Source organism: Thermoanaerobacterales bacterium (assembly GCA_030019475.1).
In the GTDB taxonomy this organism is placed as follows: Bacteria; Bacillota; Desulfotomaculia; order Desulfotomaculales; family JASEER01; genus JASEER01.
On record JASEER010000003.1, the window covers coordinates 22982 to 47272 of the forward strand.

24 protein-coding genes and 1 riboswitch are annotated in these 24291 nt (G+C 65.0%); of the genes, 6 read left to right on the forward strand and 18 right to left on the reverse strand.

Annotated features, from left to right (window positions below):
- Positions 1-21: 21 nt before the first annotated feature.
- The 9 genes from purH to hpt all read right to left on the reverse strand — a co-directional run bounded on the left by purH (position 22) and on the right by hpt (position 9638).
- Positions 22-1566 (reverse strand): bifunctional phosphoribosylaminoimidazolecarboxamide formyltransferase/IMP cyclohydrolase, encoded by a 1545-nt coding sequence (purH, locus tag QMC81_01155; GenBank protein MDI6906080.1) that lies wholly within the window; start codon positions 1564-1566, stop codon positions 22-24.
- Positions 1567-1623: 57 nt separating this feature from the next.
- Entirely contained in the window at positions 1624-2235 is a 612-nt protein-coding gene (purN, locus tag QMC81_01160; GenBank protein ID MDI6906081.1) for a phosphoribosylglycinamide formyltransferase, read from the reverse strand.
- A gap of 14 nt (positions 2236-2249) precedes the next feature.
- The gene (purM, locus tag QMC81_01165) at positions 2250-3275 is read right to left on the reverse strand and encodes a phosphoribosylformylglycinamidine cyclo-ligase (GenBank protein ID MDI6906082.1); all 1026 of its coding nucleotides are present in this window, start codon (positions 3273-3275) and stop codon (positions 2250-2252) included.
- Between the two features lie 29 nt (positions 3276-3304).
- On the reverse strand, positions 3305-4723 hold the full coding sequence (gene purF / locus QMC81_01170) for an amidophosphoribosyltransferase (protein ID MDI6906083.1): 1419 nt from the start codon (positions 4721-4723) through the stop codon (positions 3305-3307).
- Positions 4724-4926: 203 nt separating this feature from the next.
- Positions 4927-5637: a phosphoribosylaminoimidazolesuccinocarboxamide synthase gene (locus QMC81_01175; GenBank protein ID MDI6906084.1), complete on the reverse strand. Its 711-nt coding sequence runs from the start codon at positions 5635-5637 to the stop codon at positions 4927-4929.
- 24 nt (positions 5638-5661) lie between these two features.
- Positions 5662-6954, reverse strand: a complete 1293-nt coding sequence (gene purB / locus QMC81_01180) for an adenylosuccinate lyase (protein MDI6906085.1) — start codon at positions 6952-6954, stop codon at positions 5662-5664.
- Positions 6955-6979: 25 nt separating this feature from the next.
- Positions 6980-7516 (reverse strand): 5-(carboxyamino)imidazole ribonucleotide mutase, encoded by a 537-nt coding sequence (gene purE / locus QMC81_01185; protein ID MDI6906086.1) that lies wholly within the window; start codon positions 7514-7516, stop codon positions 6980-6982.
- Between the two features lie 19 nt (positions 7517-7535).
- Positions 7536-9077, reverse strand: coding sequence for a glutamine-hydrolyzing GMP synthase (gene guaA, locus QMC81_01190; GenBank protein ID MDI6906087.1), 1542 nt, complete (start codon positions 9075-9077; stop codon positions 7536-7538).
- A gap of 18 nt (positions 9078-9095) precedes the next feature.
- Complete coding sequence (gene hpt / locus QMC81_01195; GenBank protein MDI6906088.1) at positions 9096-9638, reverse strand: hypoxanthine phosphoribosyltransferase; 543 nt, start codon at positions 9636-9638, stop codon at positions 9096-9098.
- Between the two features lie 171 nt (positions 9639-9809).
- On the opposite strand from hpt, the gene QMC81_01200 reads away from it, so the two are divergent.
- Entirely contained in the window at positions 9810-10820 is a 1011-nt protein-coding gene (locus QMC81_01200) for a hypothetical protein (protein MDI6906089.1), read from the forward strand.
- On the opposite strand, the gene QMC81_01205 is transcribed toward QMC81_01200, so the two are convergent.
- Together QMC81_01205 and QMC81_01210 are read right to left on the reverse strand one after the other, a co-directional pair.
- Positions 10817-11599, reverse strand: coding sequence for a winged helix-turn-helix domain-containing protein (locus QMC81_01205; protein MDI6906090.1), 783 nt, complete (start codon positions 11597-11599; stop codon positions 10817-10819). The two genes, QMC81_01200 and QMC81_01205, sit on opposite strands and share 4 nt — an antisense overlap.
- Before the next feature lie 108 nt (positions 11600-11707).
- Positions 11708-12457: a winged helix-turn-helix domain-containing protein gene (locus tag QMC81_01210; protein MDI6906091.1), complete on the reverse strand. Its 750-nt coding sequence runs from the start codon at positions 12455-12457 to the stop codon at positions 11708-11710.
- 216 nt (positions 12458-12673) lie between these two features.
- A riboswitch (cyclic di-GMP riboswitch) is annotated at positions 12674-12760 on the forward strand.
- A 97-nt stretch (positions 12761-12857) separates the two neighbouring features.
- On the opposite strand from QMC81_01210, the gene QMC81_01215 reads away from it, so the two are divergent.
- Genes QMC81_01215 through QMC81_01225 form a run of 3 tightly spaced genes read left to right on the forward strand, consistent with a single transcriptional unit; the run spans position 12858 to position 15550 of the window.
- Complete coding sequence (locus QMC81_01215; GenBank protein MDI6906092.1) at positions 12858-13538, forward strand: metal-dependent phosphohydrolase; 681 nt, start codon at positions 12858-12860, stop codon at positions 13536-13538.
- A complete protein-coding gene (locus QMC81_01220; protein MDI6906093.1) occupies positions 13535-13954 on the forward strand; it encodes a chemotaxis protein CheW in 420 nt (139 codons plus the stop codon). Before QMC81_01215 ends, QMC81_01220 begins: the two co-directional genes overlap by 4 nt.
- Positions 13955-13990: 36 nt before the next feature.
- Positions 13991-15550: a methyl-accepting chemotaxis protein gene (locus QMC81_01225; GenBank protein ID MDI6906094.1), complete on the forward strand. Its 1560-nt coding sequence runs from the start codon at positions 13991-13993 to the stop codon at positions 15548-15550.
- Positions 15551-15591: 41 nt separating this feature from the next.
- Here QMC81_01225 and QMC81_01230 read toward each other — a convergent pair whose 3' ends face one another.
- Positions 15592-16272, reverse strand: coding sequence for a hypothetical protein (locus QMC81_01230; GenBank protein MDI6906095.1), 681 nt, complete (start codon positions 16270-16272; stop codon positions 15592-15594).
- A 102-nt stretch (positions 16273-16374) separates the two neighbouring features.
- Here QMC81_01230 and QMC81_01235 point away from each other — a divergent pair, with 102 nt between their 5' ends.
- Together QMC81_01235 and QMC81_01240 are read left to right on the forward strand one after the other, a co-directional pair.
- Positions 16375-16692 carry a nucleotide pyrophosphohydrolase gene (locus QMC81_01235; GenBank protein MDI6906096.1) on the forward strand — a complete coding sequence of 106 codons (318 nt, stop codon included), beginning with the start codon at positions 16375-16377 and terminating at the stop codon, positions 16690-16692.
- An 87-nt stretch (positions 16693-16779) separates the two neighbouring features.
- On the forward strand, positions 16780-18060 hold the full coding sequence (locus tag QMC81_01240) for a DUF1015 domain-containing protein (GenBank protein MDI6906097.1): 1281 nt from the start codon (positions 16780-16782) through the stop codon (positions 18058-18060).
- A 270-nt stretch (positions 18061-18330) separates the two neighbouring features.
- On the opposite strand, the gene hypE is transcribed toward QMC81_01240, so the two are convergent.
- The 6 genes from hypE to QMC81_01270 all read right to left on the reverse strand — a co-directional run bounded on the left by hypE (position 18331) and on the right by QMC81_01270 (position 24285).
- Positions 18331-19359, reverse strand: coding sequence for a hydrogenase expression/formation protein HypE (gene hypE, locus QMC81_01245; protein MDI6906098.1), 1029 nt, complete (start codon positions 19357-19359; stop codon positions 18331-18333).
- 313 nt (positions 19360-19672) lie between these two features.
- Positions 19673-20785 carry a hydrogenase formation protein HypD gene (hypD, locus tag QMC81_01250; protein ID MDI6906099.1) on the reverse strand — a complete coding sequence of 371 codons (1113 nt, stop codon included), beginning with the start codon at positions 20783-20785 and terminating at the stop codon, positions 19673-19675.
- The gene (locus QMC81_01255; GenBank protein ID MDI6906100.1) at positions 20766-21002 is read right to left on the reverse strand and encodes a HypC/HybG/HupF family hydrogenase formation chaperone; all 237 of its coding nucleotides are present in this window, start codon (positions 21000-21002) and stop codon (positions 20766-20768) included. Before QMC81_01255 ends, hypD begins: the two co-directional genes overlap by 20 nt.
- Complete coding sequence (gene hypF / locus QMC81_01260; GenBank protein MDI6906101.1) at positions 20971-23310, reverse strand: carbamoyltransferase HypF; 2340 nt, start codon at positions 23308-23310, stop codon at positions 20971-20973. The genes QMC81_01255 and hypF overlap by 32 nt, the downstream gene beginning before the upstream one ends.
- On the reverse strand, positions 23256-23924 hold the full coding sequence (hypB, locus tag QMC81_01265) for a hydrogenase nickel incorporation protein HypB (protein ID MDI6906102.1): 669 nt from the start codon (positions 23922-23924) through the stop codon (positions 23256-23258). The genes hypF and hypB overlap by 55 nt, the downstream gene beginning before the upstream one ends.
- Positions 23869-24285 (reverse strand): hydrogenase maturation nickel metallochaperone HypA, encoded by a 417-nt coding sequence (locus tag QMC81_01270; protein ID MDI6906103.1) that lies wholly within the window; start codon positions 24283-24285, stop codon positions 23869-23871. Before QMC81_01270 ends, hypB begins: the two co-directional genes overlap by 56 nt.
- Positions 24286-24291: the final 6 nt, after the last annotated feature.

Here is a 24291-nt window from a genome sequence, read left to right on the forward strand (position 1 = left end):
GGTGCTGAACCTCCTGCCACTTTAATGCCGGAAGTGCCGCATCCCCGTGAACAGCATGGCGATACCGTGGGCGTCGGCCGCCTTGATCGACTCCTCGTCGCGGACCGAGCCGCCGGGCTGCACGATGGCCGCGATCCCGGCCCGCGCCGCCTCCTCGACGGTGTCCGGGAACGGAAAGAAGGCATCGGATGCCAGTACCGCCCCCCGGGCCTTTTCGCCGGCCTGTTCCAGCGCGATCCGCGCCGCCCCGACGCGGTTCATCTGCCCGGCGCCCACCCCCAGGAGCATGCGGTCCCCGGTCACCACGATGGCGTTCGACTTGACGTGCTTCACAATGGCAAAGGCGAAGGCCAGCTCCGCGATCTGCTCCTCGGTGGGCCTTTTCGCCGTGACCACCTTCAGGTCGCCCTCGCGGAAGAGGGCGCGGTCGGCTTCCTGTACCAGGAGCCCCCCGTTGACCTTCCGCAGCTGCAGCCAGTCCCCCGTGCCCCGCTCCACCGGGCCGGTGGCCAGCAAACGCAGGTTGGCCTTTTTCGTGAGGATTTCCAGCGCTTCCGGGGTGAAGTCGGGGGCGATCACCGCTTCCAGGAAGATCCCGGCCATCTCCTCCGCCGCCGCTCCGTCCACCGGCCGGTTGCAGGCCACGATCCCCCCGAAGGCCGACACCGGGTCGCCGGTGTACGCCAGGCGGTAGGCCTCGGCGAGGTCCGGCCGGCTGCTCACGCCGCACGGGTTGTTGTGCTTGACGATGACCGCCGTCGGTTCAGCGAATTCACACACCAGTTCTAAGGCGGCGTTGGCGTCGAGGATGTTGTTGTAGGAAAGCTCCTTGCCATGAATCTGCCGCGCCGTGGCCACCGAGGCCCCGCGGGCGTTGAGGTCACGGTAAAACGCCGCCCGCTGGTGCGGGTTCTCGCCGTAGCGGAGGATCTGCACCCGTTCAAAGGGGAAGGTCGCCTCCGCCGGGAAGGTGTCCACCCCTACCGGGAAGCCGGCCAGGTAGGTGGCGATGGCGGCATCGTAGTGGGCCGTGTGGGCAAAAGCCTCTTGCGCCAGGGCCAGGCGCCGCTCGGCGTCCACGTCCCCGTCCCGCCGGAGCGCCTCGACAATCTCCGCGTACCGCCCCGGGTTGACGACCACGACGACGTGGGCGTGGTTCTTGGCCGCCGCCCGGATCATGGCCGGGCCGCCGATGTCGATGTTTTCAACAGCCTCGGCCAGGGGGACGCCATCCCGGGCGACCGTCTGCTTGAACGGATAAAGGTTCACAGCCACGAGGTCGATGGGCCGGATGCCGAACTCGCCGATCTGGTTCAGGTGCTCGGGTTTCCTTTCGGCCAGGATCCCGGCGTGAATGGCCGGGTGCAGGGTCTTCACTCTTCCCCCCAGGATCTCCGGGAAACCGGTCACTTCCGCCACCAGGGTCACCCGGACCCCGGCTTCCCGCAGGATCCGCGCCGTGCCCCCGGTGGAAAGGACCTCGACCCCGATTTCCTCGAGGGCCCGCGCGAACTCGACCACCCCGGTCTTGTCCGAAACGCTGACCAGTGCCCGTTTAACCGGCATTACCCCACCCTCTTTCACGTTTTCGCATCAAATGCCTTGGAGGCCATACTCTTTGGTCTAATCGGCAATTATTACCTTGCGCCCGCGGGTCGAGAGGCGCCCCTCGATAAACAACCTGATGGCCTCGGGATAGATGCGGTGCTCCTCGGCCAGGACCCTCGCCGCCAGGGTTTCTTCGGTATCGTCCTGGTATACGGGCACCACAGCCTGCAGGATAATCGGCCCCGTATCCACGCCGTGGTCCACAAAATGTACCGTGCAGCCCGAATAGCGTACCCCGTAGTCCAGCACCTGCCGGTGGGCATGCAGTCCGGGAAAGGCCGGGAGCAGGGTGGGGTGGATGTTGAGGATACGGTTCGGAAAAGCATCCAGCACCAGCGGGCCGACGATACGCATGTAACCGGCCAGGCAGACCAGTTCCACCCCGTGAGCCTTTAACAGGGAAACGATCTCCCGCTCGTAGGATTCTATGTCGGGGTGGCCCCCAAGGTCCACGAAATGGGCCGGGATGCCGCGGGCACGCGCCCGCTCCAGGGCCAGGGCCCGGGAATTGTCACTGATCACCACCGCCACGCGGGCGTTCAGGCGCCCCTGGTCAATGGCGTCCAGGATGGCCTGCAGGTTGGAACCCCGCCCCGAAGCTAAGACCCCAATGGTTAAGGCGCCCACGGCATCCTCCCCCTTTACTCCTCGGCATAGGTTACGCCCGCGCCGCGGATGGTCTCCCCGACCAGGTAGGCCGTTTCTCCCATCCGCGCCAGGTCGGCGATGACCGCGTCCGCCTGCTCCCCCGGTACCACCAGGACGAGGCCCAGACCCATATTGAAGGTGCGGTACATCTCCGGCTCGGCCACGTTCCCCATTTCCTGGATCAGGCGGAATACGGGCGGGACCGGCCATGAGCCCTTCTTCAGGCGCGCCCCCACCCCGCGGGGCAGAATGCGCGGGACGTTCTCCGTCAGGCCGCCCCCGGTGATGTGGGCCATGCCGTACACCTTAAAGCGGTCAAGGAGCGGCAATATCGCGCGGACGTAGATCCGCGTAGGGATGAGCAGTTCCTCTCCGACCGTCCGTCCCAGGGCATGATGGTAGCTGTCAAGGTCGAGCCGCCCCATATCCAGCAGGGCCAAACGGGCCAGGGAAAAACCGTTGGAATGCAGCCCGGAGGAGACCAGGCCGATAAGGGCGTCCCCCGCCCGCACCGACGTGCCGTCGATGATTTTCTCCCGTTCGACCACACCCACGGCGAAGCCCGCCAGGTCGTATTCCTCCCGGCCGTAGAATCCCGGCATCTCGGCCGTTTCCCCGCCGATAAGGGCGCACCCGGCCTGCCGGCAGCCCTCGGCGATGCCGCCGACGATGGCCGCCACGCACTCCGGATCGAGCTTGCCCACGGCCAGGTAGTCCAGGAAAAAGAGGGGCTCCGCGCCCTGGACCAGGATATCGTTCACGCACATGGCCACCAGGTCGACACCGACCGTGTCGTGTACATCCAGAGCGAAGGCCACTTTCAGCTTCGTGCCCACGCCGTCGGTGCCGGCCACCAGAACGGGGTTCCGGTATTTCGCCGCGTTAAGGGCGAAAAGGCCCCCGAACCCCCCCAGGTCCCCGAGGACCTCGGGCCGGGCCGTGCGCCGGACGGCCTCGCGTATCAACTCTACGGCGCGGTTGGCGGCCTGGATGTCCACCCCCGCGCCGGCATAGGTCAGGCTTACCCGCTTGTCCTTCTCCACCTTCGTCAGACCCCCACCTTTTCGAGGGTGAACTTCCCGGCGTTATCGGGCCGCGCGATTTCCACCGGGTAGCACCCGCTGAAACAGGCCGTGCAGAAGTTCTCCCGGTAATCGCCGAACACGCTCAAGAGCCCGTCCAGGCTAAGGTAATACAGGCTGTCGGCACCGGTGAACCGCCGGATCTCCTCCAGCGGCTTTTCGGCGGCGATCAACTCCTTTTCGTTCGAGGTGTCGATCCCGAAGAAGCAGGAACGGATAATCGGCGGCGAACTGAGGCAGAGGTGCACCTCGGCCGCCCCCGCGTCCCGCAGCATGTGCACGATTTTCCCGCTGGTCGTACCCCGGACAAGGGAATCATCCACCAGCACGACCCGCCGCCCTTCCAGGACCTCCCGGATGGGATTCAGCTTCAGGCGTACCCCGAGGTCACGCATGTTTTGCGCGGGCTGGATGAATGTCCGCCCGATGTAGCGGTTCTTCATCATGCCTTCGGCGAAGGGCAGGCCGGACTCCTCGGCATAGCCGTGGGCGGCCGGGATGCCCGAGTCGGGCACGGGCAGGACCAGGTCGGCCTCGACGCGAAACTCCCGCGCCAGCTGCCGGCCCAGTTCCCGCCGGATGTGATTGACGTTGAACCCGTCCAGCCGGCTGTCGGCCCGGGCGAAATAGATGTATTCAAAAATGCAGTGGGCCCGCGGGGCGCGGCTCAATGTGTGGAAGGACTTTGTGCCGTGCTCGTCCAGGACGACGATCTCCCCCGGCTCGACGTCGCGGATGAACTCCGCGCCTACGGTGTCCAGCGCGCAGGACTCCGAGGCCACCACGTAGGCCGGCCCGAGCTTGCCCAGGCAAAGGGGGCGGAAGCCCAGTGGGTCGCGGACGGCCAGAATCCGGTTTTCGGTGATCAGGACAAGGGAATACGCACCCCGCACGTCAATCATAGCTTTCATCAGGGCTTCTTCCAGGGTGGACTGGCTGTATCGGGCGATGAGGTTCACCAGGATTTCGCTGTCCGTGGTGGTTTGAAAGACGGCGCCCATAGCCGAAAGCTGCCGTCTGAGTTCCGCGGCGTTGGTCAGGTTGCCGTTATGGGCGAGGCCGATCTGCCCTTTGGCGTAGCGGAACACCAGGGGCTGGGCGTTGATCGGGTGGCTGGCCCCGGTGGTGGAGTAGCGGACGTGGCCGATGGCCAGGTCGCCCTTTAATTCATCCAGGGTGCGGCCGGCAAAGACCTCCGGCACCAGGCCCATGCCCTTGTGCAGGGTTATTTCGCTGCCGTCGGCGACGGCGATCCCGGCGCTCTCCTGGCCCCGGTGCTGCAGGGCGAAAAGGCCGTAGAACGTCAGGCGGGCCACATCCTGCCCCGGCCCGTAGATGCCGAAAACCCCGCATTCCTCGTGCAGCTTGTCGGCTACGTCGTACACAGCGCCAGCCTTCCTTCCATGAGCCATACTGTCTGCAAGGAGCGGGGGTTCTCCCCCCTACGCTCGGTGCTACGCTTCGACCCCGCACTCAACTTTGGGGGTGCAAATCTCTGTAGCCAAGCACCAAGGTTGAATGCTGGGTTCCCGAAGCTCCGCAAGTCGCTTGGGGCGAGAGCCCCCGCCCCCGGTGTACAACGTCACACTTACTCCAGCACGCGCCGCAGGACCTCGGCGTAGGCCTGTTCCACCCCGCCCAGGTCGCGGCGGAAACGGTCCTTGTCCAGCCGGTCCTTGGTCGCGCTGTCCCAGAGCCGGCAGGTATCGGGCGAGATCTCGTCGGCCAGGAGGATCTCCCCGCTCTCGGGAACGGTTCCGAATTCAAGCTTAAAGTCCACCAACTCCAGGCCGCGCTCGGCGAGGTAGGCGCGCAGGACCGTGTTGACCTTCAAAGCGGTCTCCCGCAGGTATTCCTGCTGTTCCGGCGCGGCCAGGCCGAGGGCGCGGATGTGCCCGCAGTTGACCAGCGGGTCCCCCAGGGCGTCGTTCTTGTAGTAGAACTCCACCACCGGCGCCGGCAGGGCGGTTCCCTCTTCCAGCCCCAGGCGCTTGGCCAGGCTGCCGGCCACGATGTTCCGCACGACGACCTCCAGGGGGATGATCCGCACGGCGCGGACCAGCATCTGCCGCTTGCTCAGCTGCTCGATGAAGTGTGTTCGGATGCCCTCGCGTTCCAGGAGCTGAAAGAGCTGCGCCGACATGCGGTTGTTGACCGCGCCCTTGCCGGCAATGGTCCCCTTCTTGGCCCCGTTGAAGGCCGTGGCGTCATCCTTGAACTCCACGACGTAACGGTCCGGCTGGTCGGTGGTATAGACCTGCTTGGCCTTGCCCTCATACAAAAGTTCGCGTTTTTCCACGACCGGCCCCTCCTTATAGTTTGATTATAATCCAAACCGGGCGAAGATCTGGTCCACCCGGCGGGTGAAGTGGGCATAGTCGAAGAGCGCATCCAGTTCGGCCTCGTCCAGCAGCCCTGCCAGGGCTGGATCCTTACCCAACAGGTTCCGCAAGGGCTCACCGCTCTGCCAGCTCTGCATGGCGTTGCGCTGTACAACGGCGTAGGCCTCGTCACGGGAGAGGCCCTTGTCCACCAGGGCCAGCAGCACCCGCTGCGAAAAGACCAGGCCGTGAGTGCGCTCCAGGTTGCGCCGCATGTTCTCTGGATAGACGTGCATGTTTTCGATGACGATGGTGAAGCGGTAGAGCATATAGTCCAGGGTGACCGTGGCGTCGGGGATGATCACCCGCTCGACCGAGGAGTGCGAGATGTCGCGCTCATGCCAGAGGGCGACGTCTTCCAGGGCGGCCAGGGCGTTCCCGCGCAGGAGGCGGGCCATCCCGCTGATCCGCTCGCAGACGATGGGGTTGCGCTTGTGCGGCATGGCCGAGGACCCCTTCTGGCCGGCCACGAACGGCTCTTCCACCTCGCGGATGTCGGTGCGCTGCAGGGCGCGTATCTCCGTCGCGAACTTCTCCAGCGAGGCGCCGATAACGGCCAGGGTGGTCATGAAGGCGGCGTGCCGGTCGCGCTGGATGATCTGCGTCGAGACCACGGCCGGGGTGAGGCCGAGCCGCGCGCAGACGTATTCTTCAACAAAGGGATCGATGCTGGAATAGGTGCCCACCGCACCGGAGATCTTACCCACGCTGACGTCTTCCACGGCCGCCCGCAGGCGGGCCAGGTTACGGTCCGTTTCGGCCACCCAGAGCAGGAGTTTCAGTCCGAAGGTCGTCGGCTCGGCGTGGATGCCGTGGGTGCGGCCGATCATCAGAGTGTGGCGGTACTGCTGCGCCTGCTGCAGGAGCGCCTCCCGCAGTTTCTCCAGCCGCTTGATGAGTAGTTGACCGGCTTCCCGCATCCGTACCGCCAGGGCTGTGTCCACCACGTCGGAGGAAGTCAGTCCAAGGTGCAGGTAGCGCGCTTCCTCGCCGACGTATTCGCCGACATTCGTCAGGAAGGCGATCACGTCGTGGCGGGTGACCCGTTCGATTTCGGCAATCCGGGCGATGTCGAACCGCGCCCGGTCCCGGATCGCCGCCACCGCCTCCTGCGGGATCTGCCCCAGCACCGCCAGAGCCTCGCAGGCCAGGATCTCGATGTCCAGCCATTTCCGGAAACGGTTCTCGTCTGACCATACCGCACCCATTTCCGGCAAAGTATAGCGTTCAATCAAGGCCTGTCGCCTCCGTCCTTGCTGCCTACTTCTTCTTCTCCATGCGGCGCAGGTATTCCTCTAACCCCAGCGCCGTCAACTGCTCATCCTTGGCCTGTACCTGCAAGGCCTGCCGGCGTTTGAACTCCGCCACCCGTTCGCGCACACCCGGGTCGCCGGCCCCGATAACCTGCGCCGCCAGGAGGGCGGCGTTCCTCGCCCCGTCAACCCCGACGGTGGCCACCGGCACCCCGGGAGGCATCTGCACCGTGGCCAGCAGGGCGTCCAATCCCCCGAGGCCCCCCGTCCCAATCGGCAGGCCGATCACCGGCAGGGGGGTCTCGGCGGCGAGCACCCCGGCCAGGTGGGCCGCTCCTCCCGCGGCGGCGATAAGCACCGCCAGGCCGCGCCCCGCGGCCTCCCGCGCGTAGTCCCGCGCCCGTTCCGGCGTGCGGTGGGCGGAAATGATCCGCATTTCATACGGAATCCCAAGCTCGTCCAGCGTCCGCGCTGCGGACGCCACAACCGGCAGGTCGGAGTCACTGCCCATCACCATCCCCACCAGGGGTTTTTGCTCAGCCATTCTTCCCGTCGCGCTCCTTCTACTCCCACTCAATGGTCGCCGGGGGCTTGGATGTTATGTCGTAAACCACGCGGTTGACTTCCTTTATCTCGTTCACCAGGCGGTTCGATATCCTTTCCAGCACTTCGTAGGGCAGGCGCACCCAGTCCGCCGTCATCCCGTCCTTGCTGTCGACGGCGCGGACGGCGATGGTATAGGCGTAGGTCCGTTCATCGCCCATTACCCCCACACTGCGCACGGCGGGCAGGATGGCAAAGGACTGCCAGATGCTCCGGTAAAGGCCCGCCCGGCGGATCTCCTCCACGACAATGGCGTCCGCCTCCCGCAGGATGGCCAGCCTCTCCTGCGTGACGGGGCCCAGGATACGCACGGCGAGCCCCGGCCCGGGGAAGGGCTGGCGCCAGACGATGTCCTCCGGCAGGCCCAACTGCTCACCCAGCACCCGCACCTCGTCCTTGAACAGCCAGCGCAGCGGCTCGATCAGCTTCAGGCGCATCTTCTCCGGCAGGCCGCCGACGTTATGGTGCGACTTGATGACCGTCGCCGTCGCCGTCCCGCTCTCGACCACGTCGGGGTACAGCGTTCCCTGGACCAGGAAGTCCACCGGCCCGAGCTTGGCGGCCTCTTCCTCGAAGACCCGGATAAACTCCTCGCCGATGGTCTTGCGCTTGGCCTCGGGATCATCCACCCCTTCGAGGCGGGCCAGGAACCTGTCCGCGGCGTCCACGTGCACCAGCCGCATCTGGAACTGCTCGCGGAAGATCCGCACGACCTCCGCCGCCTCCCCTTTGCGCAGCAGGCCGTGGTCTACGAAGACACAGGTCAGCCGGTCACCGACGGCACGGTGCACCAGCGTGGCGGCCACCGCCGAGTCGACGCCGCCGCTCAAGGCGCAGAGCACCTGGCCGTCACCGACCTCCTCCCGCACCTGGGCCACCGCGCTTTCGAGAAACGAAGACATCGTCCAGTCACCGCGGCAGCCGCAGATATCATAAAGGAAGTGTTCCAGGATTTCTTTTCCCCGCGGGGTGTGCACCACCTCGGGATGGAACTGGACGGCGTACAGGCGCCGGCCGGGGTCGGCCATCGCCGCCACCGGGGACTTGCCGGTCCGCGCCGTCACCGTAAACCCCGGGGGCGGCGTTTCCACGCGGTCCCCGTGGCTCATCCAGCACTGCTGCCGGGGCCCCATCCCGGCAAAAAGGCGGTCGCCCGCCACGAGTTCAAGGGTCGTCTTGCCGTACTCGCGGTGGTCCGCCGCCACGACCCTCCCCCCAAGCTGGAGGGCCATCAACTGCATACCGTAGCAAATGCCGAGGATCGGGATACCCGCCTCGTAAACGGCGGGGTCGACGGCAGGCGCCCCCTCCTGGTAGACGCTGGAAGGACCGCCCGAAAAAACAATTCCCCGTGGCCGACGAGCCACGAGGTCCTCAACTGGCGTATGATAAGGGAGAATCTCGCAGTAAACCCGGCACTCCCGGATTCGCCGGGCGATCAACTGGGTGTATTGCCCGCCGAAGTCCAGGACAATGACCGTTTCGGTTGTCGGGGCCCGCAAATCTCCCGCCTCCTCCCCTTAACTCTTGTAGATTTCGGGCTTTAAAACACACACATCGCGGAGATTACGGTAGTGCTCACCGTAGTCCAGCCCGTACCCGACAACGAACTCGTCGGGGATCGTAAATCCCAGATAGTCCAGCGGAACGGAAGCCTTACGCCGCGACGGCTTGTCCAGCAGCGCGCAAATCCGGAGCGAAGCCGGCTTCCGGGCCAGGAGATTTTCGCGCAGGTAATTCAAGGTCAGTCCGGTATCCACAATGTCCTCGACGATGAGAACGTGCCGACCCTCGATACTCTCCTCCAGATCCTTTAAAATACGGACCACCCCCGAAGAGGTGGTGGAATGGCCGTAACTGGAGATGGCGACGAAGTCGAGGGCCACCGTGAGGTCGACCGCGCGCACCAGGTCGGCCAGAAAAATCGTCGAGCCCTTCAAAATGCCTACCACAAGAAGTTCGCGGCCCTGGTAATCGGCCATGATTTGCGCGCCGAGTTCATCCACCCGCCGGGCGATCGCGGATGCCGGAACAAGGACACGCTCGACATGCGGGTGCGTCATCGCTCCCTCTCGCTCTCCCTCTGTGGGGCCTTCCGAAATCTGGCCCATTATATCAGGAAGCGGCGATTCCTGTCAATTCGCTCTCGTTATCACACGGCGCCCTTCCTCACCTTTCTCCGCCCTCTTTCATAACTTGATTCCAAAAAGCGGGAACAGAGGAAGGTGACGGCTTTGTTAGTTTACTTTCAGGCCCTGGCCGATCATCGCCGGCGCATTATGCACCTGCCCGGCGTCCTCGGGGTCGGCATCGGCTACAAGGTAACCGGGGGGAACCGGACGGACCGCCTCGCCCTGGCCGTCTTCGTCGCCCAAAAGCGCCCTCTCAGCGAGTTGCGGCCCGCCGAGCGTATCCCGCCGGCCGTCGGAGGCGTGCCCACCGACGTCGTGGCCGTGGGAGAGTTCACCGCCTTCTCCCGGCGCACGGCGCGCTGGCGCCCGGCGATGCCCGGGGTGAGTATCGGCCACTACCGTTCCACCGCGGGGACCTTCGGCGCCGTCGTTTACGACGCCGCCACCCGTGAGCCTCTCATCCTTTCCAACAACCACATCCTGGCCAACGCCACCGACGGAAAGGACGGACGGGCACAGGCCGGCGACTCCGTCCTGCAGCCCGGGCCGTATGACGGGGGGCGCGATGGCCCGGACACCATCGGCCGGCTCGCGCGGTTCGTCCCCATATCCTTCCGTACCGCCGCGCCCACCTGCCCCATTGCCCGCCGCTTCGAGCGCGGCCTGAACAACCTGCTCGCCGCCTTTCGCCCCCAGTACAGCGTCCGCCTCGTCCGGCGCAGCGGCGGTCTGAACCTGGTCGACGCCGCCGTCGCCGCCCCGGTGAAACCGTCCGCGGTCCGGCCCGAGATCCTCGAACTCGGCCCGGTACGCGGGACAAAAGAAAAGGTCGAGCTGGGGGACACGGTGAAAATCAGCGGGCGCACCAGCGGGGTCTCGACGGGCACCGTAACCTACATCAACGCCACCGTCACCGTCGCCTACACCGGAAACCGGACCGCCGTCTTCGAGGACCAGGTCCTGGCCGGCGACTTGAGTGATCAAGGCGACAGCGGATCGCTTGTCGTCGACACGTCCAACCGTGCCGTCGGCCTGCTCTTCGCCGGCTCGGCAACGGCCACCGTCTTCAACCCCATCGCCCACGTCACCCGTTTGCTCGGGGTGGACTTTTAGGGGGTGAAGCGGTAGCCCACCCCGCGCACGGTTTTAATAAACACCGGGCGGGCCGGGTCGGGCTCGATCTTCCGGCGCAGGTGGTGGATATGCGCCGCAACCGTCTGGTCTCCGTAAGAATAGCCCCAAACGGCCTGCAGCAGTTCCCGCCGGGAAAAGACCCTGCCCGGATGGGAAGCGAGAAACCAGAGGAGGCGCGACTCCATAGGCGAGAGCTTGACCGGCCTGCCGTACACCTTTACCAGCCCGCTTGCACGGTCCAATATCAGCCCGGCGCGGTTGAGGGTGTCGCCGGGCCCGTGAGCGCCTGGAAGACCGTCCGTCCCTTTGTCCGTCGCCGGGGGGACGCCGGCCGGGCGGAAGCAGAAAACGGACAAAGGCAGGCCGGCGATGGCCTGGATGACTTTCTCCCTTACCGGCCAGCTCAGGCCGTACGGCCCCCGTTCCCCCGGCGGGTATTCCACCTCAACCAGGGCGGCGCCCGTTCGCCCCTCGGCCAGGGCCCCGCGGGCGATCGCCTCCGCGTTGCGCCTTACCAGATACGGCTCACCGGCATACCAGACACGGTATTCCTCGAGCACAAGGAAAAACAGCCGGCGGTTGACGATCTCCCCGAACTCTCCCGCCAGCGCGCGGCTTAACGGCTCCGGTATGCAACAGATAACCTTCCGGTCGGCCAGGCACACATGCTTGATCAGCCCGGCCAGTTGACGGTGAAGATGGACCGGATCCCCGTAGACAAGGACCATGTAGGTGTTCGGGAGTTTAAAGAAGACCATGGCGGTCCCCCTCCGTTGAACCGCGCCAGCGAGGCCGAGAAAAAACAGCCTCCGGACATTTCACGCCCGCCCGGCATTTTCCACGGAGGGGCCTATTCGCCCGGGACCCTACGGCAGGGCAAACCGGTAGCCGACCCCGCGCACCGTTTTGACCAGGGCGGGATGGGCAGGGTCGGGCTCGATCTTCTTCCGCAGGTTATAGATGTGTGCAGCTAGAGTCCTCCGCCCGGCGCCACCCCGGGTCCCAATCTGCAATTCCCCGTAGCGTACCACACGCCCGGGAATCCGGGCCAACAGCAGGAGCAGGTCAAATTCCGCCGGGGAAAGGTCGACCGGACGCCCCAGCACCTCGACCTCCCAGGAGTCCCGGTCCATATATAGGACCGGCCGCAAATCGAGGCGCTTCTGGACCGCTAAAGAGAGTGACAGTTTCGAAGCGCCCAGGACCCCCAAGAAAGAAAAGAAGCTGAGCCGTCCACCGAGCGCCAGGCCACCGGTCTCGATAGTCGCAAGCCGGTCCTGCATCCCGGTGTAGTCGGCGTCTATGATTACCGTCAGTCCCTGCCACCCTTCCCGCAAGGCATCCGAGACCGCCTGCTCCAGCGCCCGCCGCGTTGCCCCGGATTCACAACCCCACCAGCGGCGAAAATCCTCGGGGGCCATTAGAACGGGTCGCCCGCCGCACAGGCGAAGGCACTGGTCAAACACCAGGCCCGCCACCGAGTGGGGAACGCTGCAGATTATCCTGTGGTTGCCGACTACCGAATGGGCCACAACCGCGCGGACCTGGCGCCGAAGGTCACCGTAATCGTTAAAGTAGCTGTAGGCCCAAACACCTGCGGCCCCGGTCAGATCCATCGCTCTCCCGAATCTTTCCCCTGCGCACCCTTACTCATCTACTAAAGTCTACCTGCACCGATAGTTCCATGCCACGGGTTATTCCCGTTTTATTGACGTTCTTCCCAAAATTTATAGAATAGTTCATTAATTTCGACATAATTCCCGTTGTTATAACCTGAGCACTATGGTTAGATTGGCACAGATTTTCCATTTGTCCCCTATCCTTTTCGCAGTTCCGATCAAGGGCAAAGCCACTTAAAGGTGGCGGCGCAAAGCTAAAGGGGCTAAGGCGGAATACCGCTATGCCAGCCAGTTGCCGGGTTGCGTGCCGTCCATGTGCATCTTTTGAGCACCGGACCCGTCCTGACCGGCACGGGTCTTTTTATCTTAAATTCTGCGCCGTTAAGAGGAGGTCCCCATGCTCTCGTCCGCCATGCAGCCCAACCTTGCACTGGCCCGCCTGTTTTTCCCCGACCGTACCCTGGAAGAACGCCTGCGGTCCATCCCGGAATACACGGACGAATACCAGCCCCATACCGGTGAAATCGTCATTACCGGCGTCATCGCCGACGGCTGTTACCAGCACGTCGTCAACTGCCTGCACCTTCTGGCCGATCTCGATCAGCAGGGCATCCCGGCGCTGGTCGGGGTTAAGCGGAAATCCCTTGTCGAAACATTGGTCTTTCACGATATGGGGAAGATCCAACCGCGGCTGGCGGTCGAAGACCGTGTGCGCCCCGCCGACGTCTTCGAGGACGGCCGGCGGCATGCCGCCCGCAGCGCAGCCTTCGCCGCTCGTGACTACCGCATCAGCGATACCGTCGCCACTCTGATCCGTTACCACCACCATGAGGAAGAGGAGCTTCCCGCCACCTTCCCGGCTCAACTCAAACCCGCTTACCGCCTCGTCCGGCTGGTGGACGGGCTTTCAGCCGCCATTACCCGGCGCGGCGCCTGTGTTCGCCTGGAGGTGCGGGGGTATGAAATCATCGTCTGCGAGAAGAACGGGCACCCGGGTTACGACGGCTGCCGCGTGGTCGATCTTCTGTCGGGCATCGTCCGGGCCGCCGAGGGTAAACGCGGAAAGGAAGGGAGGTGATTCAACTGTCCGAGGCGCAACTGGTTATCTTTGAAGTGGGCGATAACTGCTACGCGCTGGACATCGCCGATGTCCATGAGATCCTGAGGGTTACCGAAATAACGCCTCTCCCCCAAATGCCCCCGTACATGGAGGGGGTCATCAACCTTCGGGGCAAGGTGCTGCCCGTCCTGAATCTGCGCCGCCGCCTTGGTTTGGACAGGATCCCCGTGGACCAGCATACCCGGATCATCCTGGTCAAGTCCATGGACAAGCTCTTCGGCCTGATCGTCGACCGTGTCCTGGAAGTCAACACCTACACCGAACAGGAAATGGAGGGGCCGGAGGCGGCGGGGCTGAACGGCAACATACTGCGGGGCATCGTCAAGAAGCCCGGGGCGATATGGCTCGTCATCGACCTCGAGCATGTGGCGTAAGGGTTTGGTTTCAAATGAAGATGAGGAGGAGACGGGATGAAGCTATCCGTAGGCATGAAAATCGGTGGGGGATTCTTTGTTGTACTGCTGCTCCTGTGCGTCGTGGCCGTCCAGTCCGCCCTGGTCATGAACCAAACGATTTCAGATTCCGGAGAGGTGGAGCAGAGGGTGGTGCGGCTGAGCCTCGACTACCAGATTGCCGATGCTTTCAAGGAAGCATCAAGAGATTTACGTGCTTACCTGCTATGGGGTGACCAGAAATACGCTGAAGAGTTTGAAGAGGACATCAAGAACACCCAGACGTTACTGGAAAAGCGCCTTAACAACTGTTCCACCCAGGCCAGGCCCAAGCTGGAGGAAGTGCTCAGCAAGGTTACCGAATACGACCGTCATATTGACAGTGAGGTGTTGCCCCTTGCCGTGGAAGGGAAATATGCGGAAGCCAGTGCCGCCGCTCAAAGCGTAAACGCGTACGGCACCGAAGTGAATCAGCTCTTGACCGAACTGGTGGCGGAGAATGAGACGAAGACCGGGAAGGTGGTAGACAATATGCGGAACGCCGCCGCGATGAGCCGCTCCACCATCATCCTGGTCAGTAGCGTCGCCCTGCTGATCGGCCTGTTCCTGGCGCTTTTCATCACCCGGATGATCACCCGGCCGATCCTGGCCACCGTCCGCGAGGCGGGCCGTATCGCCGACGGCGACCTCACGGGCGAGGAACTGGTGGTGCGCACCCGGGACGAGATCGCCCGCCTGGCCGAGGCCTTTAACCATATGCGTGCCAACCTGCGGGAGATCGTCGGTAACATGACCCGGACCTCCCGGCAGGTGGCCGAGTCGGCCTCCCAGCTCGCCTCCCAGGCCGAGCAGACCGCCGCCGGAGCGAACGAAACAGCCTCCACCATGAGCGAGATGGCCTCCACTGTGGAGCAGGTGACCCAAAACGCCCAGACGGTGTCGGAGGCGTCCGAACAGGCTGCGGGCAAGGCCGCGGAAGGCGCAAAGGGCGTCGAACAGGTCATCGGGCAGATGAAGACCATTGAAAAGGCCACGAACGAAACGGCCGAGGTCATCAACACCCTGCACCAAACGTCCGGCCAGATCACCCAGATCGTGGACCTGATCACCCACATCGCCGACCAGACCAACCTCCTGGCCTTAAACGCCGCGATCGAGGCCGCCCGCGCCGGGGAGCAGGGCCGGGGCTTCGCCGTCGTCGCCGAGGAGGTGCGTAAGCTGGCCGAGCAGTCGGCCAACGCCGCCAAGGAGATCTACGGGCTGATCACCACCGTCCAGAGCGAATCCAAGAAGGCCGTGGAGGTTATGGCCGCCGGAGCGGCGGAGGTCACCGCCGGGAGCAAGGTGATCAACGAGGTCGGGGCCAATATCAAGGCCATCACCGCCGCCATCGAAGACCTTGCCCGCCAGGTCCAGGAGGTGGCCGCCGCCGCCGAGGAGATGTCGGCCGGCGTCCAGAACGTCGCCGGGACGACCGAGGAGCAGACGGCGGCGATGGAGGAGGTCTCGGCCGCCACCGAAGAGCTGACCGCCCTGGCGGGCGAGCTGGATAAGCTCGCGGCCCGGTTCCGGGTTTAGCGTCTGCACATACGTGGGGGTGGCTTCCGCCACCCCCTCATTTATCTCGGCGCTTCGATCCTGATGTCCTTATCGAAGTCCCAGAACGCGATGTCGATGACCAGCTTCTGCTTTTCGTTCTCGCGGCTGGTCGCCTCCATGTGGACCTTCGTGATGAGCTTCTTTTTCGGGTCGACCGCGATGCGGTAACGGTGGTCGGTGAACAGCGTTTCGAGATAGGGATTCTGCACCACCGGACGGATCTCCAGGATGACGTTCTTCTTCTCTTTCCCCTTGTAATTCATCTCGGGGACATCCTTGAAATTCAGGACGGCCAGCGGGGTGATCTCGTTCACGAAGAGCTCGGTCTGGGCGAGGCGGTTGCCTTTAAAGTTGATCCATCCTCCGGTGACCTGGTCCTTCAGGTAGCTCTCATCCCCGACCTGCACCAGTTCGAAGGCGCTGTTCAATAAGGTCCCCTTGACGTGCACGCGGTCGCCCGCCTGCTCACCGGTGACCCGGCTCATATAGTTGGCGCCGTCCTCGCCGGCGAGCCGGGAATCGATACGGTAGCGGTAGCTCTTGCTGGCCTTCGTCTTCTCGATGGCCTGGCCGAGCAGGTTCTCCCGCTCCAGGCTGACGTTCTGCGCATGGCTTTTCAGCCCGAGATACGCGAGAAACAGCAGGGCCAGGACGGCCACGGCAATGGTCATGGGCTTCCGGGGCAAGATATACGAACGCATCCCATTGCCTCCTCCGGGCAGACTTGCTCAATCTTACGCACCGGTCCCGGCCGATATGCTAAAATGGAGGAGGTTTGGATACGAAAGGAGCGGCTTTCAAAGGTGGAAATCAGTGAGATGCAGGCGGTGGTGGACCGCTACATCGACCAGTATGAAGAGGGCTATTTCCACCCCCTGACGATGCTCGCCCGCCTGGCTGAAGAGGTCGGGGAACTCGCCCGCGAAGTCAACCACCGCTTCGGGCAAAAACCGAAGAAGCCGGGCGAGCCTCCCGGAGACCTGGCCCTGGAGCTGGCCGACATCCTGTTCATCATCGCCTGTTTCGCCAACGCCCAGGGGATCAACCTGGAAGAAGCCTTCAAGCGCACCATGGACAAGTACCGCACGCGTGACCACGACCGCTGGACGCCCAGGTTTTAAGTTAGGGGTCAGACCCCTAACTTAAAAAACTTAAAAGTGGGGTCTGACCCCCAACTTAAAACCAGGCATTGGAGGAGGAGCAACACCTTGGCCACCATCGTCCCGCTATGCGGGCTACGCTACAACCCCGAACTGATCCCCGGTCTTGCCGCCGTCGTCACCCCGCCCTACGACGTAATCGGGCCCGAGGCCCAGGAACGTTACTATGACCGGAGCCCCCACAACATCATCCGCCTCGAATACGGCAAAACCTTCCCCGGTGATAATGAGGACAACAACCGCTACACCCGCGCCCGCGACACGCTGGCCGCCTGGCAACAGGAAGGCGTCCTGCTCCGTGAGCACCGCCCGGCGATCTACCTTTACGAACAGGAGTTCACGGTCGCCGGCCGCGTTTACCGGCGCCGGGGCTTCTTCTGCGGCGTCGCGCTCACCCCTTTCAGCGAGGGGCAGGTCCTGCCCCACGAAGAGACACTGCCGAAGGCCAAGGAAGACCGCTTAAATCTCCTGCGCGCCTGCCGCGCCAACTTCAGCCCGGTCTTCGGCCTCTACACCGACGAATCCATGGCCACGGACCGGATTCTCCGGGAGGCGGCCGCCGCGGAACCCGACACCGTCTTCACCGATGAAGAGGGCCATGTCCACCGGCTGTGGGTGATCTCCGCGCCGGAGCCGATCAACCGCCTGGTATCGGCCCTGCGCCCCCGGCGGATCTACATCGCCGACGGTCACCACCGCTATGAAACGGCCCTGGCCTACGCGCAGGAACACCCGGAACCGGGGCTCCACCATAACGTCCTGATGGTCCTCGTCAACCTCTATGACCCGGGGCTGGTCATTCTGCCCACGCACCGCCTCGCGCGCGCCGTGCGGACATGCCCGTCGCCGGACCTCCTGGCCGCCCTGGCGCCCCTCTTCACGGTCGAAAGCTTCGCCGGCAAACCGGCGGAGTTCTTCCGCCGGCTGCGCGAGCTGGGCCGCCACTCCTTCGGCCTCTACGCGGGAGCAGGCAACCTGTACTACCTGACCCTGCGCCCCGGGGCGGACCTGCGCGCCCTGATGCCGGCCGGCCGTTCTCCGGCCTGGCAGCAGCTGGATGTCGCCATCCTGCATCACCTGATCCTTGAGCCGCACCTGGGCATCGGCGCCGGGGAACGGGCCCGCCAGGGCGGTCCCATCACCTACACCCGCGAGGAAGAGCAGGCCCTGGCCCGCGTCGACCGTGGCGAGTATACCCACGCTTTCTTCCTCAACCCGACCAGCGTCCAGGAGATGGTCGACGTCGCCGAGGCCGGGGACAGGATGCCCCAGAAGTCCACCTACTTCTACCCCAAGCTGATCACCGGCCTCGTCATCAACGCCTTTTAAGTAAGGGGTCAGGCCCCTAACTTAAAAAACAGAGAGCCCCGGGGGAAACCCGGGCTATCTATTCTTCTTTATCCATGGTAATAAACAGGTACGGGATCATGCCCCGTTTTGCATCACCTCCTCTCATTGCTGCCCGCAGACGGACGGTTATCTCGTTGATCTTTTCCACCAGCAAAAACGGGCGCACATAATAAGGCACCTCTGAGAAACCAGAGGTGCCTGTCAAGAAACCGTTACCGGGCCTTTACTGTGTTCTTGCCGGCAAATACTTTAGCAGATGCGCGGCAGGGGGGCGCCGGCCAGCAGGTCCAGGTGCTTGGTCCCCCCGAGAGCGGTGCGCAGGTAGACCTGCCCCGTCCCTTCATCCACCTCGCCGATGACGGCCGCCTGGCGCCCGAACTCGTGGCCGCGCATCAGCTCCAGGGCCTGATTCACCCGTTCCGCGGCCACGACGGCCATAAGCTTGCCCTCGTTCGCCAGGTAGAAGGGATCCAGCCCGAGCATCTCCGCCGCGCCCCGGACGTGCCTGCCGACGGGAACGGCCTCTTCCTCCAGCCGGATATCCCGCCCGGCACTGACCGCGATTTCCTTCACCGCGGTCGCCAGGCCGCCCCGCGTCAGGTCCCGCATCAGTCGCAGGCCGTCCCCAAGGCCCTCGACCAGCAGCCGGGCCAGTCCGTCAAGCGGGGCGCAGTCGCTGACCAGTTCGTGCTCGAAGCCGAAATCCTCGCGCGCGGCCAGGATGGCCATGCCGTGGTCGCCCATCGTCCCGTTGACCAGCACCCGGTCACCGGGCTGCAGGCGGTGGTAGCCCAGGTCCACCCCCTCCGGGATGATGCCCACCCCGGTGGTGTTGATGAAGATCCGGTCCAGCTGTCCGCGGGCCACGACCTTCGTGTCCCCGGCCACGACCCGCACCCCGGCCCGGGCGCAGGCGACGGCCATCGAGGCCACGATCTTCTCCAGGTCGGCGACCGGCAGGCCCTCTTCGATCAAAAAGGACGCCGTAAGGTAGCGCGGGCGCGCCCCGCTGACCGCCAGGTCGTTGACCGTCCCGCAGACCGCGAGCTTGCCGATGTCGCCGCCCGGGAAAAAGGGCGGGTTGATGACGAAGGAGTCCGTTGTCAGGGCGATCATTCCCTCCTCAACGGGCAGGGCGGCGGCGTCGGTCAGCTGTACCAGGGTCTCGTTGCCCAGGTGGCGGAAGAAAAGCTCGGTCACCAGTTCGTGCGTCAGCCGGCCCCCGTCGCCGTGGGCCAGGAGGATCACGTTGCTCTCCGCATGGTTTCTATCCGGCATAAGAACGCCCTCCGAAAACTTACATTTCAAACTGTTGCACACTGGGGGCCGGGGGTCTCCCCCTTCACTTCCCGGTGCTTCGCGTCGACGACTCTAGTCTCGTCGCGGACCGTTTCCAGTCCTCCTGCGGATTGTTCACGGGCGCTTTTGTTAGGGACGCGGCCATGCCGCGTCCGTTGCTTTCGGAAACGCCCGTTCACGTCCTCGTCGGACGGAAACGGGTACCGCTCCTTCGCCAAGAGTCGTTACCGACGCTCCGCAAGCCGTTCCGGTGGAGACCCCCGGCCCCCGGTAAATATTTGCCGATGAAAAGCTACCGCTGCTCGTACTGGTAATAGGCCGCGCAGGCCCCTTCCGACGAAACCATGCAGGGCCCCACCGGGTGGGTGGGGGTGCAGGCCGTCCCGAACAGCCGGCAGTCCCGCGGCGTGAGCAGGCCCTTCATCAGGGCGCCGCAGAGGCAGCCCTTCGGGATGCGTGGCGGCGGTACCTCCAGGGTGAAGCGGCGCGCGGCGTCGAAGTCGGCCAGCTCATCCTTGAGATACATTCCGCTCCCGGGGATCACGCCGATCCCCCGCCAGGAGGCGTCCCCGATGGCGAAGACCTCGGCCATGACGGCCTGGGCGCGCCGGTTGCCCTCCTCGCGCACCACGCGGGTGTAGCTGTTCTCCACCCGCGCCTCGCCCTGCAGCACCTGCGTCAGCAGCCGGTGCAGGGTGTCGACGATGTCCACCGCCTCGAAGCCGCAGACCACGGCCGGCAGGCCGTATTCGGCGGCGATGAAGTCGAAGGCCCGCCGCCCGATGATGGCGCTGACGTGCCCCGGAAGGATAAAGCCGTCCAGGGCCAGTTCCGGGTCGGCGACCAGGGCGCGCATGGCCGGCGGCACGACCTTGTGCGCCGAGAAGACGCTGTAGTTCTTAACTCCTTTCGCGCGGGCCATGGCCACGCTCAGGGCGACCGTCGGCGCCGTGGTCTCGAAGCCCACGCCGAGGAAGACCACCTGCTTCTCCGGATGGGCCGCCGCCCAGTCAACGGCGTCGGCCGGGGAGTAGAAGACGCGCACGTCGGCGCCCCGCGCCTTCTCCCGCTCCAGGGAGGCAAGGCTCCCGGGGACGCGGACCATGTCGCCGAAGGTGCCGACGGTGATCCCCGGCTCCCGGGCGAAGGCCACCATGCGGTCGATGTCTTCATAATCCGTGACGCAGACCGGGCAGCCGGGACCGCTGCGCAGGTCCACGTAGTCGCTCAGAAGGCTGCGCAGGCCGGCCCTGGAGATAGCCACGGTGTGGGTGCCGCAGACCTCCATGAACACAGCCCGCCGGCCCAGCTTCTCCGCCGCCTGCTCGGCCAGGGCGGTGACTTTCGCCAGAAGCCCCCGGCTGATGGCGGGATCACGCAGTTCCTCAAGCACCCGGCTGGGCATCGGCCAGGATCTCCTTCCAGAGCTTCAGGCGCTCCTGCGCCTCTTCCACGTCCACCTTCTCGATGGCGAAGCCGGTGTGCACCATCAGGTACTCTCCGAGCTTCACCTCGCCCACCAGAAGGGTGTTCACCTTGCGCCGAACCCCGAAAACATCGGTTACTGCGGTGTTCGTTTCCGGATCAACTTCAACAACCAACCCCGGAATTCCCAGACACATCCCTCTCCCACCTCCGATAGGCAATCACGGCCTGTCCCAGGCAGAGCCCGCCGTCGTTGGCCGGCACCCGCCGGTGGCACAGGACCTCAAAGCCGTCTTTGGGTAACAGCGCCCGTGCGGCGCTCAACAAGTATCTATTCTGCCACGTTCCGCCGCTCAGCGCAACCTGCGAAAGCCCGGTCGCCGCCGCAGCACGGCGGACGCCTTCCCGGACCATCTCCAGGACGGTGTTGTGGAAGCGCACGGCGATGGTCTCCCGCGTGACGCCGCGATCCAAGTCATCCAACAGGCCCGCCACCACCCCGGCCGGGTCGATGACCTCCCCCTGGATCGCAAAGGGATAGGAGCCTTGCCGCAGGCCGTCCTTCGGGTCGTCCCAGACCAGTTCCGCCAGCTCAACGGCCGCCTGGCCCTCGTAGGTCGCCCGCCCGTGGAAGCCCAGGAGCGCCGCCGCGGCGTCGAAGAACCGCCCGCAGCCGGAACTCGGCGGGGCGTTGAAACCCCGCTCCACCAGCTTCAGGACGATGTCCAGGTCCCGCCCGCGGTCGGCGAAGAGCCGCCGCGCGGCGCGCTCTCCATCGGCGGGGCCCAGGTGCGTCACCAGGTAGGCTACCGCCGTCCGCCACGGGTGGCGCACCGCCTGCTCGCCCCCCGGCAGAGGAACCGGAGCCAGGTGCAGGGCCCGCTTGAACCCGGCGTCGTCCCCGGTCAGGATCTCGAACCCCCACAGCGTCCCGTCGGTGCCGTAACCCGTACCGTCCAGGATCGCCCCGATGGCCGGCCCGGTACGGCCGTGCTCGGCCAGGCAGGAGAGCATATGGGCGTGGTGGTGCTGGACCGCGTAACGCGCCCGCGCCGCGATCCGCCCCGCCAGGCGCGAGGAGCGGTAGTCGGGGTGCATGTCATAGCCGACGACCTCCGGCTCGACGCCGATCAGGCGCTGAAAGTTCAGGAGCGAGGAGAAGAGGTTCTCCTCCCCCTCGACGCTGTCCAGTTCGCCGATGTGCTGGCTGACGAAGGCCTGGTCCTTCTTCAACAGGCAGAAGGTGTTCTTCATTTCCCCGCCGATCCCCAGGACCACGGGGCCGCCGGCCACCGGGACCCTCACCGGCTGGGGCACGTAGCCGCGGGAACGGCGCAGGAGCTGCACCCCGCCGTCCACGACCATCGCCAGGGAGTCGTCGCAGCGGTTGACGATCCCGCGGTTGTGCCAGACGAACAGGTCGGCGATGTCGCCCAGCTCCTCCAGGGCGGCCTCGTTGTCCTTGGCCAGCGGCAGCTCGCTGTAGTTGCCGCTGGTCATGACCAGCAGGGTGAAGGGACCCTGGAAAAGCAGGAAATGTAAAGGGGTATAAGGCAGCATTACCCCCAGGGTCTTAAGTCCCGGGGCCAGTTCATCGGGCAGTATCGCCTCCGGCCGCCGCTGCAGGACGACGATCGGCGCCTGCGGGGACGCCAGGAGTTCGGCCTCCCCTTCGCTCACGAAACAGTATTCCCGCACCGTCTCCAGGTCGCGGGCCATCACGGCGAAGGGCTTGGCGTCGCGGCCCTTGCGCCGTCTGAGTTCCCGCAGGGCCTCCGGGTTGCGGGCGTCGCAGACCAGGTGGAAGCCGCCCAGGCTTTTGAAGGCCACGATACGGCCCGCGGCCAGGGCCTCCCACGTCAGGGTGTCCCAGGGCCCGTCCACCGGGCGGCCGTCGCGGTCCACGACCTCGATGTGCGGCCCGCAAGCCGGGCAGGCCACCGGCTGGGCGTGGAAGCGCCGGTCACCGGGGTCGTGGTACTCCCGGGCGCAGTCCGGGCACATCGGGAACTCGGCCATCGAAGTCTTCGGCCGGTCGTAGGGCAGGTCCCGGACGATAGTGAACCGCGGCCCGCAGTTGGTGCAGTTCGTAAACGGGTAGCGGTAATGGCGGTCGTTCGGGTCGAAGGTCTCCCGTGCGCAGTCCGGGCAAAGGGCGACGTCCGGAGGCACGAGGGCCTCCTTTTCGGCCGTGTCCTCGCTGGTAATGATGGAGAAATCGGTGTAGCCGGCCGGCGGCAGGGTTTCCCATTGCAGGCCGGTGATCCGCGCCAGGCGTGGCGGGCGCTCCCGCACGGCGGAAAGGAAGGCCTCGGCGGCCGCAGGCTCCCCTTCGGCCTCGATGACCACGCCCTGGCTGGCGTTCAGCACGGTGCCCCTCAGGCCGTACGCCCGCGCCAGGTTATAGACGAAGGGGCGGAAACCGACGCCCTGGACCGTGCCCTTGATTGTTACCCGGTACCGGACCGGGCCCCGTTCTTCCGCCTTACCTGTTCCTGCAGCCAATTAAGCCACGCCTCCATCCCCTCACCCATCCGCACCGAGGCAACGAAGATCTCGAGGTCGGGATTGATGGTCTTCAGTTCGTCCTGTACCGCCGGGAGGTCAAAATCGCTCAGGGCCAGGAGGTCGACCTTGTTGATCACCGCCGCGCGCGCCTGCTGAAAGACGAGCGGGTATTTCGCAGGCTTGTCCCCGCCCTCGGCCACGCTCAGGACGGCCACCTTGCAGTCCTCGCCCAGGTCGAACTCGGCCGGGCAGACCAGGTTGCCCACGTTTTCGATGAACAGAAGGTCCACCGCCTCCAGGTCGACCTGGTCCAGCGCCCGCGACACCATGTTCGCATCCAGGTGGCAGAGGCCCCGGGTGTTGATCTGCACCACGTCCACCCCCTGGCCGGCGATCCGCTCGGCGTCGCGGGTGGTGTAAATGTCTCCCTCCAGGACGGCCATGCGCAGCCTGTCTTTCAGGCCTGCCAGGGTCTTTTCCAGGAGCGTCGTCTTCCCGGCCCCCGGGGAACTGATCAGGTTGACCGTCAAGACATTGCGCAGGCGCTCGCGGTTCTCACGCGCCACCTGGTCGTTGGCCCGCAGTATGCGCTGCGCCATCACGACTTTCATCGTTCTCACCTTCTCCCGTTCCGTCGTCACCCTCGAAGTAGTCGATATAAAGCTCGGTCCCTTTTACCACTCGCGCCCGCGCCCCGCACTCGGGGCAGAAATAGGCGATCTCAGACACCACCGACTCGGCGCCGCAGCGCGGGCAGGACAGTGTAACGTCCACCGGCTCGATTTCCAGGGCCGCCCCCTCAAAGATGGTCCCGGGGCTCAGGACCGAAAAGGCGAACTCCAGGGCGTCGGGGATGGCGCCGTTCATCTTCCCGACCACCAGCCTCACCTTGTTGACGCGGGTGATACCGTTGGCCTCGGCGGCTTTTGTTATTTCATCGATAACGGCCTGGATGAGGCCGATCTCATGCACGGCTTT

Coding starts and splice junctions, on each gene's coding strand:
- purH (MDI6906080.1), bottom strand. CDS start 1,566: ATGCCGGTTAAACGGGCACTGGTCAGCGTTTCGGACAAGACCGGGGTG.
- purE (MDI6906086.1), bottom strand. CDS start 7,516: ATGGCTGAGCAAAAACCCCTGGTGGGGATGGTGATGGGCAGTGACTCC.
- hpt (MDI6906088.1), bottom strand. CDS start 9,638: ATGACGCACCCGCATGTCGAGCGTGTCCTTGTTCCGGCATCCGCGATC.
- QMC81_01205 (MDI6906090.1), bottom strand. CDS start 11,599: ATGGTCTTCTTTAAACTCCCGAACACCTACATGGTCCTTGTCTACGGG.
- QMC81_01210 (MDI6906091.1), bottom strand. CDS start 12,457: ATGGATCTGACCGGGGCCGCAGGTGTTTGGGCCTACAGCTACTTTAAC.
- QMC81_01215 (MDI6906092.1), top strand. CDS start 12,858: ATGCTCTCGTCCGCCATGCAGCCCAACCTTGCACTGGCCCGCCTGTTT.
- QMC81_01225 (MDI6906094.1), top strand. CDS start 13,991: ATGAAGCTATCCGTAGGCATGAAAATCGGTGGGGGATTCTTTGTTGTA.
- QMC81_01230 (MDI6906095.1), bottom strand. CDS start 16,272: ATGCGTTCGTATATCTTGCCCCGGAAGCCCATGACCATTGCCGTGGCC.
- hypE (MDI6906098.1), bottom strand. CDS start 19,359: ATGCCGGATAGAAACCATGCGGAGAGCAACGTGATCCTCCTGGCCCAC.
- hypD (MDI6906099.1), bottom strand. CDS start 20,785: ATGCCCAGCCGGGTGCTTGAGGAACTGCGTGATCCCGCCATCAGCCGG.
- QMC81_01255 (MDI6906100.1), bottom strand. CDS start 21,002: ATGTGTCTGGGAATTCCGGGGTTGGTTGTTGAAGTTGATCCGGAAACG.
- hypB (MDI6906102.1), bottom strand. CDS start 23,924: ATGAAAGTCGTGATGGCGCAGCGCATACTGCGGGCCAACGACCAGGTG.